This window comes from Enterobacter cloacae complex sp. 402C9, assembly GCF_050030745.1.
Classification (GTDB): domain Bacteria; phylum Pseudomonadota; class Gammaproteobacteria; order Enterobacterales; family Enterobacteriaceae; genus Enterobacter; species Enterobacter intestinihominis.
The window spans coordinates 2,499,352-2,511,524 of record NZ_JBLGUW010000001.1; the positions used below are offsets into that span (position 1 = coordinate 2,499,352).

A 12,173-nucleotide genomic window follows, 5' to 3' on the forward strand; every position below is an offset into this window, starting at 1 on the left:
ATCGGCCGCCTCAGCCCTTTACGCCGCCGGCGGTCAAACCACTTTTAATAAAACGTTCAGACAGGGCATACATAATGACAACGGGCAGTGCCGTCACCAGCGATGCCGCCATCATGCGACCCCAGATGTAATCTGGCGTACTGAAGAGCGTGTTCAGCCCCACCGGCAACGTGAAGTTGCTGGCGCTGGACAGGAAAATGGAGGCGAACAGGTAGTCATTCCACGCCACCATGAAGCAGTAAACGAAGACTGACACCAGACCCGAGATCGCCAGCGGCACGGTGATGCGGAAGATGATTTGCAGGCGGTTCAGGCCGTCCATCATCGCGGCTTCTTCTATCTCATCCGGGATAGTGTCGAAATAGCTGCGCAGCATAAAGACCGCAGTCGGCAACGTCTGCGTCACCATGGTGATGATCAGCGCCAGCTCGGTGTCATAAATGCCGAGCGCGGTGATGATTTTGAACAGCGGCACTACCAGCAGGATCCCGGAGAACATATAGACGGTGTAGAAGCTCGCATTGATCGTCGTGCGCCCTTTAAAGCGCAGTTTAGATAACGCATAAGCGCCCAGCGTACCGAGAAACACCGCAATGACCGAGGAGGTCAGCGACACCACCATGCTGTTACGGAAATAATCCACAAACGGGAAAATCAGCGGGTTAAAGATGTCGATGTAGTGCTGTAACGTCCACTCCTGCGGCAGGATAGTCGGGTGCAGTGAGATCGCCTCTTTCGCGCTTTTGAACGATGTCATCAGCATCACAAAAAACGGAAACAGCGTGATAATCAGGAATACCGCCAGTCCCAGATAAAAACCGATACGGCCTAGAACGCGTTTATTTGTTGCCATTGAGGTTTACCCTTTTTCTGGTCAGCAGAATGACAGCGAAGATGATCACAAACAGCACAACGGAAATGGCGGCTGCTTTACCCAGGTCATTGAACGCAAAGGCGGTTTTGTAGAGATATACGCCCAGAATGTCGACCTTGGTGGTGAGCAGATAAACATCCGCAAACATGTAGAACATCCAGATGGTGCGCAGCGTGACCACCGTGGCCAGCACCGGCATGATGGCGGGCAACGTCACGATACGAAAACGCTGCCAGGCATTCGCCCCGTCCATCTCTGCCGCTTCGTACAAGGATTTATCAATGGTCTGTAGAATCGCGAGGAACGAGATAAAGGCATACGGGAAGTAACGCCAGATGGCGAACAGCACGACCAGGACAAAACTGCTGCCAGGGTTATCGAACCACAGCGGCGCCTGATCGTAGAGATGCAGCAGATCAACGCCAAGATAGTTCACAATTCCGTAGCCGTTGTTGAACATGTATTTCCAGGCAAATACCAATGAAATAGACGGCGTCACATAGGACAGTATCACCAGTGAACGTGCCGTTTTCCGCATGCGGAATTCACGGTTAAAGAAGATCGCTACGGCCAGCCCCAGTCCGGTGCTGCCGATCACCACCAGCGCCGTATACCAGAACGTCATCCACAGGGAGTGCCAGAACGCAGCATCGCCCAGGATGCGAATGTAGTTATCCAGACCGACGAACACCGCATCAATACGCGGATTCAGCGGTAAACGTAAAAAACTGATTTCAATGTTAGAAATCATTGGCCAGGCCACCAGGCCCCCCAGCAAAATCAGGCTGGGGGCCAACAGCAGCATGGCGAAAGGCATATCTGAACGACCAGAAAACAACGTCTTCATAATTCCCTTCGCAAAGCGCTCCTATCGTTGTGATATCAGGTCAGTCAGTTTCTTCTGGCTGTTGCTTAACGTCGCACTGAGATCTTTTTGTCCCACCGTCACGTTATGCACCATGGAACTGATAATGCCGGACCCGGTAACATCTCCCATGCGGGTAAAGTTCTTGTCGCCCACGGCACCAAACACCTGGACGTTCGGGAACTGCGCAATCAGCTCGTAAGGCAGTTGACCAAAGGCCTTGATAACGTCGTTGTTTTTCCAGGAATCTGTGCCCACCACGAGTTTATTGACCGGTAGCGCGGCGCCCGGAGACATCATGACCCAATCAGAGGCGTTCTGAGCCTGCTCCATCCAGGTGACAAATTGCTCGGCGGCCTGCGTTTCCTCTTCGGTCTGGCCGGTAGTGATCGTCAACGAAGTGATCATGCCGTACACGGCTGATGATTTTTCCGTCGGGACCACGAACCCCAGGTTGGCCGGATTGCCATCTTTGAAGACCGCGGGCAGGATATAGGTAGAGTAAACGGCCATAGGCGCAGAACCGTTCATGAAGGCGTCTTTGATCTCCATGACATCGTTCGAGCCCGGCATGGTGTTCGCGGCCAGTGCCCTATAAAACTCCAGCGCTTTCGACATCTCAGGGGTATCGATTTTCACGCTGCCGTTTGCATCAAAGACGTTGGCCCCTCCTGACAAAGCAAATTGCGAGAAAGCCTGCTCAGTCATAACGCTTTCTGCGGTTGGAAGCGCGATACCGTAATGTTTTTTAGCCGGATCGTTGAGCGCCTGACTGGCTTTCAGCAGTTGCTCCCAGTTGTGCGGCTCTTCAATACCCGCTGCCCCGAGCGCATCTTTGTGATACCAGATGCCGGACAGCCAGGCGCTAACCGGCACCCCCGTCCATGCGTTGCCATCTTCCGTGCGAACCACGCGTAAAATGCCGTCGTAAAATGTCTCCTCGCCCACCGCCTTGACGGCGCGGCCGATGGCGTCACGATCCAGCAACTGCTCTTTATCCATGACTTTGGCGTAGTCATGACTGATCTCTATCACCTCCGGTAGCGCACCGGTACGGGCCAGAGTAATAACCTTGGTGTTATAGGCATCTTCCTCAACGGGTACCTGTTTCACCGTTATAGTCGGGTTCTCTTTTTCGAATTTTTCAATCAATTTGGTGATAACGGCCTGACGCTCCTGTTCTACCGACGAGTGCATAAACTCAATGGTGACCTGAGATGCTTTATCGTCCTTACAGCCTGATAACAGGGCGCACGAAACCAGTGCTGATAACAGCACAATTTTTGGCATTTTCATTTTAGGGTCCTTTTTAGTTTTCTTTAATCCACATTACCTGCCATGGATTGAGGATCAGCTCCGTACCGCTAATATCCTGTCCTGATAATAATTCCTTACCAGAAAGCGTTTGTTCATAAACGGTCTGCATTTTATTGCTAAAATTAAATAATGCTGTAATTCGCTCGCCATTTTCAGCAACACGAATAATTTTAAGAATTTGTTTACCCACTGCGTCGAAAGCAGCCTGACTATCCGGATGGAACGCCCTCTCGCCGCGACGAATAGCGATAAACTCACTCAAACGAGAATAAATTTGATAACGAATACTCTTCTTATTATTCAGTTCGCTATCAAGCTGCCCCGCCGTGTATTTTTTCCGGTTAATCGCGCGGTTATATCCGAGGCGTTCGACGCCTTCATAATCGTTCCGCGAACCAAGAATGCTCTGAATATAAACAGCCGGGACGCCTGGGAAACTTAACAACACAGCATGCGCGAGGAGGAACCGTGCAATACGTTCCTCATCTGAACTGTCTTGTAAACTTAACGCATCAAGATAGGTGACATTAATTTCATAAGGGCTTCGCGTTCCGTCAGGATTATTTTTCCAGTTGACCAACGCGCCTTCCTGCTGAAGATTTTCGACCAACGAGAGGATCTCTGATTCCGGAAGAATGCCGCGCAGCGGATTCAAACCGATACCATCATGCGAGGCCAGGAAATTAAACCATGTAGTGTGTGAAGAAGGCAGTGCCAGCGACCCCGCCCATTGGCAAAGTGCTTTCACATCCTGACGATGAACGGCATGCAGCACCAGCGGAGGTAAGGAAAACTGATAGACCATCTGGGCTTCGTTTTCACCATCACCGAAGTAAGAGATGTTGTCTTTGTGCGGAACATTTGTCTCAGTAATGATCACCGTTCCAGGTGCCACGGCGTCCGTAATGGCGCGGAACAGCTGAATAAGGCAATGGGTTTGTTCCAGATGGATGCAGGTTGTTCCCGGGATTTTCCACATAAACCCGACCGCATCCAGACGGATATAACGCGCCCCTTCCATGAGGTAATGGAGCAGAACGTCAACCATTGCAATCAGCACCTGCGGCGAGGCGAAATTGAGATCGATCTGGTCATCGCTGAATGTAGTCCATAAATGACGAACGCTGCCATCATTAAGCGTAAACGGCGTCAACAGCGGTAAAGCGCGTGGGCGCGTCACCGCGGATAAATCGGTTTCCGGATCGACAGAAATAAAGAAATCTTCATAACCAGGCTTCTGCGCAAGATAATTCGCAAACCATTCGCTTTTCGCTGACATATGATTGCAAACGAAATCAAACATTAAGCTGGCTGACTGTTTTAATTCCGCGACATCGCGCCAGTTTCCCGTTTCAGGTGCAACGGTATGATAATCAATAACGGAAAAACCATCATCTGATGACCACGGATAGAAAGGTAAAAGATGGACATGAGAAAAAGTACGAGAAAGCCACTCATTATAGAACCGGGTAAATACCGGCAATGCTTTCTCCCCTTTCGCGGAGATCTGATCGGCATAGGTAATCAGAACAACATCTTTTTCATCCCAGCCTGACTTACGCTTCTCCGTAATATTAACCGCCGCCTGTTGAAGCTTAGTTAATAACACGTCAAGGTGTGCATCTGAAAATGATTCACCGTAAATATGATTGATAAGGTATTTAATTTTTGCGTTCACATTATTTTCCATGGTAGCGGTCCCACGGAGTGGCAATCTACTCCCATGAAAAATATCTGTCAACGGACCTGGGGGCTGAAAAAGGCATTCTCAAAGCAGCGCAACGCAGTAATGTGAGCTGCCGCAAAGAAAGAGAAAAAGCAGAGGGGGAATTCATGCCCTCTCTCAGCGCGAGAAAGGGCTTATATGAGCGGGATTAGCGTGAAAAGTAGCGACGTGAAACGCGTTTTGCCAGTTTTTGTAACAGCGGCTCCAGGGCGACCGCCAGCAACATTCTGACCGGCTTACGGGCAACAGACTTGATCGCCCAGCCCGCCACACCAGCCGGACCATAACGTAACGCCGTCATCAGAACCAGTTTACCTGCGATTTTCAGGCCGGGTTTTACCTTCTGACCGGCCTGTTGCCAGTTTTGTTTCATGTAAGTTCTCTCTTAAAGCTGACGGAAACGACTTCTCAGCGTAAAGGTATCGGAGGTGACATAACGTTCCATCTCGCGCAATCGCTTCTCCCCTGCGCTCAGCTGTTCATCCACCGCGTTAAGAAGATCGCTGCTGGTTGGCGTGTTTTCCGCATCCAGTTCACCTTCCGGCATCGGATCAAGTACAAACGACAGAATGATGTAAGCCACCAGTGTAATAAAGGCCAGGCCAAAGAAAATCGACAATACGGTGACCACACGTACCAGTTTTACCGGGACATCCAGATAGTGTGCCAGCCCGGCGCAAACGCCCCGAACCATGCCCTGCTGCGGGATGCGCCACAGTTTTTTATTCAGATTTAGTCCAGCCATTAACGCTCCCTCCAGTTCGGGTGTTCCGCATCCAGGATGGCTTCCAGCGCCTGAATACGTTCGCGCATTTTGTTTGCCTCAGAAGAGAGCTGCGCCAGCCGCTGTTGCTCGCTTTGCGACAGCTCCCCGCGAGAAGAGCGGTTGCTGTAGTGCAGCCATAACCAGATGGGCAGAACAAACAGCACGAAAATTGTCAGGGGTATTGCCAGAAAAAGCGCGCTCATGTGTACTCCTTGTCTTGCGATGCGGCACGCTCAGGTGCCGCAGGATTTATTATTGGTTGTCTTGCTTCATTTTGGCTTTCAGCGCCGCCAGCTGCTCGCTAATTTCATCATCGGCTTTCAGGTCAGCAAACTGCTGATCCAGGGTTTTCTGCTTACCGATGCTGTGGCTTTCGGCTTCCGCTTCCATGTGGTCGATACGACGTTCGAACGATTCGAAACGCGCCATCGCTTCATCCAGTTTGCCGCTGTCCAGCTGGCGACGCACGTCGCGGGACGAACTTGCAGCCTGGTGGCGCAGCGCCAGCGCCTGTTGACGTGCACGGGTTTCGCTGAGTTTATTTTCAAGCTCACCAATCTCTTTCTTCATACGCGTCAGAGTATCATCCACCAGCGTCACTTCATGTTCCAGCGTGGCCACCATGTCGGTCAGCTTCTGCTTCTCAATCAGCGCAGCGCGGGCCAGATCTTCTTTATCTTTGCGCAGCGCCAGTTCAGCTTTTTCCTGCCACTCGTTAAGCTGGGCAGTCGCCTGCTCGATACGACGCGTTAACTGCTTCTTCTCTGCCAGCGCGCGGGCGGAGGTGGAGCGTACTTCAACCAGCGTGTCTTCCATCTCCTGAATCATCAGGCGCACCAGCTTCTGCGGATCTTCTGCTTTCTCCAGCAGCGAGTTGATGTTGGCGTTCACGATGTCGGCAAAACGAGAAAAAATACCCATAATTCAATCCTCATAGTTCTGTTATCGGGCGATGCCCTGCTGAGTAGTTAATACAAATCCCATGCCAACTTTTTATCTTATTGATTTTACTGGGTGTGATTGATATTTATCCATCCAGCGGCTATTCTCACCTGGTGAATATCACTAAGGAGTGGTTAATTTCATCATGGCTGAATATAAAGACAATTTGCTTGGCGAGGCAAACAGCTTCCTGGAAGTGCTTGAGCAGGTATCGCGCCTGGCGCCGCTGAATAAACCGGTGCTCATTATCGGTGAGCGCGGAACGGGTAAAGAACTTATCGCTAACCGTCTGCACTTTCTGTCTGGCCGCTGGGACGGGCCTTTTATTTCGCTTAACTGCGCGGCGCTGAATGAAAATCTGCTCGACACGGAGCTTTTCGGTCATGAAGCCGGCGCGTTTACTGGCGCACAAAAACGGCACCCCGGTCGTTTTGAACGTGCCGACGGCGGAACGCTCTTTCTCGACGAGCTGGCGACCGCGCCAATGCTGGTGCAGGAAAAGCTGCTGCGCGTCATTGAGTATGGCGAACTGGAACGCGTTGGCGGAAGTCAGCCGCTTCAGGTAAACGTTCGCCTGGTGTGCGCCACTAACGCCGATCTGCCCGCGATGGTGGCAGAAGATAAATTCCGCGCCGACCTGCTGGACCGGCTGGCTTTCGATGTCGTCCAGTTGCCGCCGCTGCGTGAGCGACGCAGCGATATCATGCTGCTGGCCGATCAATTTGCCATTCAGATGTGCCGGGAACTGGGCCTGCCGCTCTTTCCGGGCTTCAGCGAACAGGCCACCGAGACCCTGCTCGGTTACCACTGGCCGGGGAATATCCGTGAACTGAAAAACGTGGTGGAACGGTCTGTTTACCGTCATGGCAGCAGCGAGACCGAACTGGACAACATTATTCTCGATCCGTTTCGGCGCGAGGTTAAACAGCCCCTTGCTCCGGCGGCGCGCCAGCATGATCCGGCGTTGCCGCTCGATTTACGCCAGTTCCAGCATCAGCAGGAGCAGCAACTGCTGGAACGGAGCCTGAAAGAGGCGAAATATAACCAGAAACGGGCAGCTGAACTGCTGGGTCTGACCTACCATCAGTTAAGGGCATTGCTCAAAAAACATCAAATGCGCTGACATTATCAGCACTTACCCCCAGACATTTTTACGAAGCAGGCGTAAGTGCGATACACTTTGCAGATCGAATCTAAAAACCTTAAAAACTATGCGCCTGGTTTTATCATCCCTGTTTGCACTCGGTCTGTTCAGCAATCTGGCCTTTGCTGCGCCCGATCGTACTGCGCCTCCTGATATTCGTGATAGTGGTTTCGTCTATTGCGTCAGCGGGCAAGTTGATACCTTTAACCCGCAAAAGGCGGGGAGCGGCGTGATTGTTGATACGCTGGCCGCACAGATTTACGATCGCCTGCTCGACGTCGATCCTTATACCTATCGGCTGGTTCCAGAGCTTGCTGAAAGTTGGGAAGTGCTTGATAACGGCGCCACGTACCGCTTCCGTCTACGCGATGATGTGGCTTTTCAGCACACCCCGTGGTTTACCCCAACCCGAAAGCTCAACGCGGATGACGTGGTTTTCACCTTCCAGCGCATCTTTAACCGCAACCATCCGTGGCATAACGTCAACGGCGGAAACTTCCCCTACTTCGACAGTCTGCAATTCGCGGACACGGTCAAAAGCGTTCGTAAGCTGGATAACCGCACGGTTGAGTTTCGCCTGACGCGCCCGGACGCCTCATTCCTCTGGCACCTGGCGACGCACTACGCGTCCGTCATGTCAGCCGAATACGCGGATCAGCTGACGATAAAGGATCGTCAGGAACGTCTCGATCGTGAGCCTGTGGGCACAGGACCCTTCCAGTTAGCTGAGTACCGCGCCGGACAATACATTCGCCTGCAACGACACGATCATTTCTGGCGCGGCAAACCGCTGATGCCGCAGGTTATTGTCGATCTGGGTTCAGGTGGAACAGGTCGCCTCTCCAAACTGCTGACCGGTGAGTGCGACGTTCTTGCGTGGCCTGCGGCCAGCCAGTTGACTATTTTGCGCGACGACCCCCGCCTGCGCCTGACCCTACGCCCGGGAATGAACATCGCCTATCTGGCGTTTAACACCGATAAGCCACCGCTGAATAATCCGGCCGTGCGCCATGCGCTGGCGTTAGCGATCAACAATCAGCGTCTGATGCAGTCGATTTATTACGGCACCGCGGAAACCGCCGCCTCTATTCTGCCCCGCGCCTCCTGGGCCTATGACGGCGAGGCGAAGATCACGGAATATAATCCGGCGAAAGCGCGCGAACAGCTTAAAGCACTGGGGGCAGAAAACCTGACGCTTCAGCTGTGGGTACCCACCAGCTCTCAGGCGTGGAACCCTAGCCCGCTGAAAACCGCCGAACTGTTGCAGGCAGATATGGCCCAGGTGGGCGTGAAGGTGATCATCGTTCCTGTCGAAGGCCGTTTCCAGGAGGCGCGTCTGATGGACATGAATCACGACTTAACGCTGGCTGGCTGGTCTACCGACAGTAACGACCCGGACAGCTTCTTCCGTCCGCTGCTGAGCTGTGCGGCGATCAACTCCCAGACCAACTACGCGCACTGGTGTAACCGGGAATTTGATGCTGTGCTGCAAAAAGCCCTCTCATCTCAACAGCTTGCTTCACGCATTGAGGCCTACGATGAAGCGCAAAATATTCTGGCCAGAGAGCTTCCCGTGTTGCCGCTTGCCTCTTCCCTGCGCCTTCAGGCCTACCGTTACGATATAAAAGGGCTGGTACTCAGCCCGTTTGGTAACGCCTCCTTCGCGGGCGTGACTCGTGAGAAAGAACAAGAGGTGAAAAAACCATGATTATATTTACCTTGCGGCGGCTGCTGTTACTGCTGGTCACCCTGTTCTTCCTGACCTTTGTCGGCTTTAGCCTTAGCTACTTTACGCCGCACGCCCCGCTTCAGGGCTCATCCCTCTGGGACGCCTGGCTGTTCTGGTTTAACGGCCTGTTGCACTGGGATTTTGGCGTGTCCAGCATCAACGGACAGCTCATCTCTGAGCAGCTGAAGATGGTTTTCCCGGCCACCATGGAGCTGTGTATACTCGCCTTTGGCTTTGCACTCATGGTGGGGATCCCGGTGGGGATGCTGGCGGGAATTTATCGCAATAAATGGCAGGATAAATTCATCAGCGCGCTTGCCTTAATTGGCTTTTCCATCCCTGTTTTCTGGCTGGCGCTGCTGCTTACCCTTTTCTTCTCACTGACGTTAGGCTGGCTTCCGGTGTCTGGCCGTTTCGACCTGCTATATAACGTGCAAACGGTGAGCGGCTTCGCCATCGTTGACGCCTGGCTTTCCGATTCAGTCTGGCGCGACGAAATGATCGTGAGCGCCCTGCGCCATATGGTGCTGCCAGTGCTCACGCTGGCCGTCGCACCGACGACCGAAGTGATCCGCCTGATGCGCATCAGCACTATCGAAGTCTTCGATCAAAACTATGTGAAAGCCGCCGCCACACGCGGACTGTCTCGCCTGACGATTCTACGTCGCCATGTGCTGCACAATGCGTTGCCGCCGGTAATCCCACGGCTTGGGCTGCAATTCTCAACCATGCTGACGCTGGCGATGATCACCGAGATGGTTTTCAGCTGGCCGGGCCTTGGACGCTGGATGATCAACGCCATTCGCCAACAGGATTACGCTGCGATCTCCGCCGGAGTGATGGTGATTGGCTCGCTGGTTATTATTGTTAACGTTGTTTCCGATATTTTGGGTGCCATGGCCAACCCGTTGAAGCATAAGGAATGGTATGCCTTACGATAACGTCTACAGCGAAAAGCGCACGCCTGGTGCGCTACGCACCGTGTGGCGTAATTTCTACGGCGACACCACGGCGATGATCGGCTTTTACGGCTGCATTGGCCTCGTGTTGCTGTGTGTTTTTGGTTCGTGGTTTGCCCCGTATGGCATCGATCAGCAGTTCCTTGGTTATCAGCTTTTACCGCCATCGTGGTCGCGTTACGGGGAGGTTTCGTTCTTCCTGGGGACTGATGATCTCGGACGCGACGTGCTAAGTCGTTTACTGAGCGGCGCCGCACCTACGGTAGGCGGCGCGTTCGTGGTCACCCTGGCCGCCGCGATATGCGGCCTTGCACTGGGCATTTTTGCCGGCTCTACCCATGGGCTGCGGTCTGCCGTGCTTAATCATATTCTTGATACCTTGCTCTCGATTCCTTCGCTGTTGCTGGCGATTATCGTCGTGGCCTTCGCGGGGCCGCACCTCACACATGCGATGTTCGCCGTCTGGCTGGCCATTCTGCCCCGCATGGTGCGATCGGTTTACAGCCTGGTTCACGACGAACTGGAGAAAGAGTATGTCGTCGCCGCCCGTCTGGACGGTGCCACCACGTTTAATATTTTGTGGTTTGCCGTGCTGCCTAACATTGCCGCCGGGCTGGTGACGGAGATCACCCGCGCCCTGTCGATGGCGATTCTGGATATCGCAGCGCTGGGCTTCCTGGACCTGGGCGCGCAGCTCCCCTCCCCGGAATGGGGCGCAATGCTCGGCGATGCGCTGGAGCTGATTTACGTTGCGCCGTGGACGGTCATGCTGCCGGGCGCGGCCATCATGGTGAGCGTTCTGCTCGTTAACCTGCTTGGCGACGGGATCCGCCGCGCCATCAATGCGGGGGTGCAATAATGCCGTTACTTGATATCCGCAACCTCACGATCGAAATTAAAACGGGCGAAGGCTGGGTTAAAGCGGTGGATCGCATCAGTATTACGCTCGCAGAGGGCGAAATACGCGGGCTGGTGGGCGAATCGGGTTCCGGTAAGAGTCTAATCGCCAAAGCCATTTGCGGCGTGGCAAAGGACAACTGGCGGGTGACCGCCGACCGTATGCGTTTCGACGACATCGATCTGTTGCGTCTCTCCCCGCGCGAACGCCGTAAACTGGTGGGCCATAACGTCTCGATGATTTTTCAGGAGCCGCAATCCTGTCTCGATCCGTCCGAGCGCGTCGGGAAACAGCTGATGCAGAATATCCCCGGCTGGACCTATAAAGGCCGCTGGTGGCAGCGTTTCGGCTGGCGTAAACGCCGTGCCATTGAGCTATTGCACCGTGTGGGGATCAAAGACCATAAAGACGCGATGCGCAGTTTCCCCTACGAACTGACCGACGGTGAATGCCAGAAAGTGATGATTGCTATCGCCCTGGCCAATCAGCCGCGTCTGCTGATTGCGGACGAACCGACGAACGCGATGGAGCCAACGACTCAGGCGCAGATTTTCCGCCTGCTCACGCGTCTGAACCAGAATAACAACACCACCATTTTGCTGATCAGCCATGACCTGCAAATGTTGAGCAAGTGGGCGGATAAAATTGACGTGATGTATTGCGGACAAACGGTAGAAACCGCGCCAAGTGAAGACCTGGTGACGACGCCGCATCATCCCTACACGCAGGCGCTGATCAGGGCGATCCCTGATTTTGGCAGCGCAATGCCACACAAGAGCCGTCTGAATACTCTGCCTGGCGCGATACCGCTGCTGGAATCGCTGCCCATTGGCTGCCGTCTGGGTCCGCGTTGCCCGTATGCTCAGCGTAAATGCATTGAAACACCGCGCCTGACAGGGCCGAAAAATCATCTGTTTGCCTGTCATTTCCCGCTGAACATGGAGAGAGAGTGA

At 53.6% G+C, this 12,173-nt stretch carries 13 protein-coding genes; 5 read left to right on the forward strand and 8 right to left on the reverse strand.

Features of this window, described 5'->3' with window-relative positions:
• Positions 1-10: 10 nt before the first annotated feature.
• The 8 genes from ACQG1K_RS11925 to pspA all read right to left on the reverse strand — a co-directional run bounded on the left by ACQG1K_RS11925 (position 11) and on the right by pspA (position 6,469).
• The gene (locus ACQG1K_RS11925; protein ID WP_003856865.1) at positions 11-853 is read right to left on the reverse strand and encodes a carbohydrate ABC transporter permease; all 843 of its coding nucleotides are present in this window, start codon (positions 851-853) and stop codon (positions 11-13) included.
• On the reverse strand, positions 840-1,721 hold the full coding sequence (locus tag ACQG1K_RS11930) for a carbohydrate ABC transporter permease (protein WP_022648300.1): 882 nt from the start codon (positions 1,719-1,721) through the stop codon (positions 840-842). Before ACQG1K_RS11930 ends, ACQG1K_RS11925 begins: the two co-directional genes overlap by 14 nt.
• Before the next feature lie 21 nt (positions 1,722-1,742).
• Positions 1,743-3,035: an ABC transporter substrate-binding protein gene (locus ACQG1K_RS11935; protein ID WP_367074420.1), complete on the reverse strand. Its 1,293-nt coding sequence runs from the start codon at positions 3,033-3,035 to the stop codon at positions 1,743-1,745.
• Positions 3,036-3,048: 13 nt separating this feature from the next.
• Positions 3,049-4,746 carry a sugar phosphorylase gene (locus tag ACQG1K_RS11940; protein ID WP_045308902.1) on the reverse strand — a complete coding sequence of 566 codons (1,698 nt, stop codon included), beginning with the start codon at positions 4,744-4,746 and terminating at the stop codon, positions 3,049-3,051.
• Between the two features lie 184 nt (positions 4,747-4,930).
• On the reverse strand, positions 4,931-5,155 hold the full coding sequence (gene pspD / locus ACQG1K_RS11945; RefSeq protein ID WP_006810818.1) for a phage shock protein PspD: 225 nt from the start codon (positions 5,153-5,155) through the stop codon (positions 4,931-4,933).
• A gap of 12 nt (positions 5,156-5,167) precedes the next feature.
• The gene (gene pspC / locus ACQG1K_RS11950; protein WP_006810819.1) at positions 5,168-5,527 is read right to left on the reverse strand and encodes an envelope stress response membrane protein PspC; all 360 of its coding nucleotides are present in this window, start codon (positions 5,525-5,527) and stop codon (positions 5,168-5,170) included.
• Positions 5,527-5,751 (reverse strand): envelope stress response membrane protein PspB, encoded by a 225-nt coding sequence (gene pspB / locus ACQG1K_RS11955; RefSeq protein WP_022648304.1) that lies wholly within the window; start codon positions 5,749-5,751, stop codon positions 5,527-5,529. Before pspB ends, pspC begins: the two co-directional genes overlap by 1 nt.
• Before the next feature lie 49 nt (positions 5,752-5,800).
• The gene (gene pspA, locus ACQG1K_RS11960; RefSeq protein WP_022651342.1) at positions 5,801-6,469 is read right to left on the reverse strand and encodes a phage shock protein PspA; all 669 of its coding nucleotides are present in this window, start codon (positions 6,467-6,469) and stop codon (positions 5,801-5,803) included.
• A gap of 151 nt (positions 6,470-6,620) precedes the next feature.
• Here pspA and pspF point away from each other — a divergent pair, with 151 nt between their 5' ends.
• The 5 genes from pspF to sapD all read left to right on the forward strand — a co-directional run bounded on the left by pspF (position 6,621) and on the right by sapD (position 12,173).
• Positions 6,621-7,613: a phage shock protein operon transcriptional activator gene (gene pspF / locus ACQG1K_RS11965; protein ID WP_162882544.1), complete on the forward strand. Its 993-nt coding sequence runs from the start codon at positions 6,621-6,623 to the stop codon at positions 7,611-7,613.
• A gap of 88 nt (positions 7,614-7,701) precedes the next feature.
• Positions 7,702-9,342 carry an ABC transporter substrate-binding protein SapA gene (gene sapA, locus ACQG1K_RS11970; protein WP_126502865.1) on the forward strand — a complete coding sequence of 547 codons (1,641 nt, stop codon included), beginning with the start codon at positions 7,702-7,704 and terminating at the stop codon, positions 9,340-9,342.
• Complete coding sequence (sapB, locus tag ACQG1K_RS11975; protein WP_022648308.1) at positions 9,339-10,304, forward strand: putrescine export ABC transporter permease SapB; 966 nt, start codon at positions 9,339-9,341, stop codon at positions 10,302-10,304. Before sapA ends, sapB begins: the two co-directional genes overlap by 4 nt.
• Positions 10,291-11,181, forward strand: a complete 891-nt coding sequence (gene sapC / locus ACQG1K_RS11980; protein WP_006810824.1) for a putrescine export ABC transporter permease SapC — start codon at positions 10,291-10,293, stop codon at positions 11,179-11,181. The genes sapB and sapC overlap by 14 nt, the downstream gene beginning before the upstream one ends.
• Positions 11,181-12,173 (forward strand): putrescine export ABC transporter ATP-binding protein SapD, encoded by a 993-nt coding sequence (sapD, locus tag ACQG1K_RS11985; protein ID WP_003856840.1) that lies wholly within the window; start codon positions 11,181-11,183, stop codon positions 12,171-12,173. The genes sapC and sapD overlap by 1 nt, the downstream gene beginning before the upstream one ends.

Bases quoted from the DNA above. Each gene is read 5' to 3' on its own strand.
- ACQG1K_RS11925 (WP_003856865.1), bottom strand. From the start codon at position 853: ATGGCAACAAATAAACGCGTTCTAGGCCGTATCGGTTTTTATCTGGGA.
- ACQG1K_RS11930 (WP_022648300.1), bottom strand. From the start codon at position 1,721: ATGAAGACGTTGTTTTCTGGTCGTTCAGATATGCCTTTCGCCATGCTG.
- ACQG1K_RS11935 (WP_367074420.1), bottom strand. From the start codon at position 3,035: ATGAAAATGCCAAAAATTGTGCTGTTATCAGCACTGGTTTCGTGCGCC.
- ACQG1K_RS11940 (WP_045308902.1), bottom strand. From the start codon at position 4,746: ATGGAAAATAATGTGAACGCAAAAATTAAATACCTTATCAATCATATT.
- pspD (WP_006810818.1), bottom strand. From the start codon at position 5,155: ATGAAACAAAACTGGCAACAGGCCGGTCAGAAGGTAAAACCCGGCCTG.
- pspC (WP_006810819.1), bottom strand. From the start codon at position 5,527: ATGGCTGGACTAAATCTGAATAAAAAACTGTGGCGCATCCCGCAGCAG.
- pspB (WP_022648304.1), bottom strand. From the start codon at position 5,751: ATGAGCGCGCTTTTTCTGGCAATACCCCTGACAATTTTCGTGCTGTTT.
- pspA (WP_022651342.1), bottom strand. From the start codon at position 6,469: ATGGGTATTTTTTCTCGTTTTGCCGACATCGTGAACGCCAACATCAAC.
- sapA (WP_126502865.1), top strand. From the start codon at position 7,702: ATGCGCCTGGTTTTATCATCCCTGTTTGCACTCGGTCTGTTCAGCAAT.
- sapB (WP_022648308.1), top strand. From the start codon at position 9,339: ATGATTATATTTACCTTGCGGCGGCTGCTGTTACTGCTGGTCACCCTG.
- sapC (WP_006810824.1), top strand. From the start codon at position 10,291: ATGCCTTACGATAACGTCTACAGCGAAAAGCGCACGCCTGGTGCGCTA.
- sapD (WP_003856840.1), top strand. From the start codon at position 11,181: ATGCCGTTACTTGATATCCGCAACCTCACGATCGAAATTAAAACGGGC.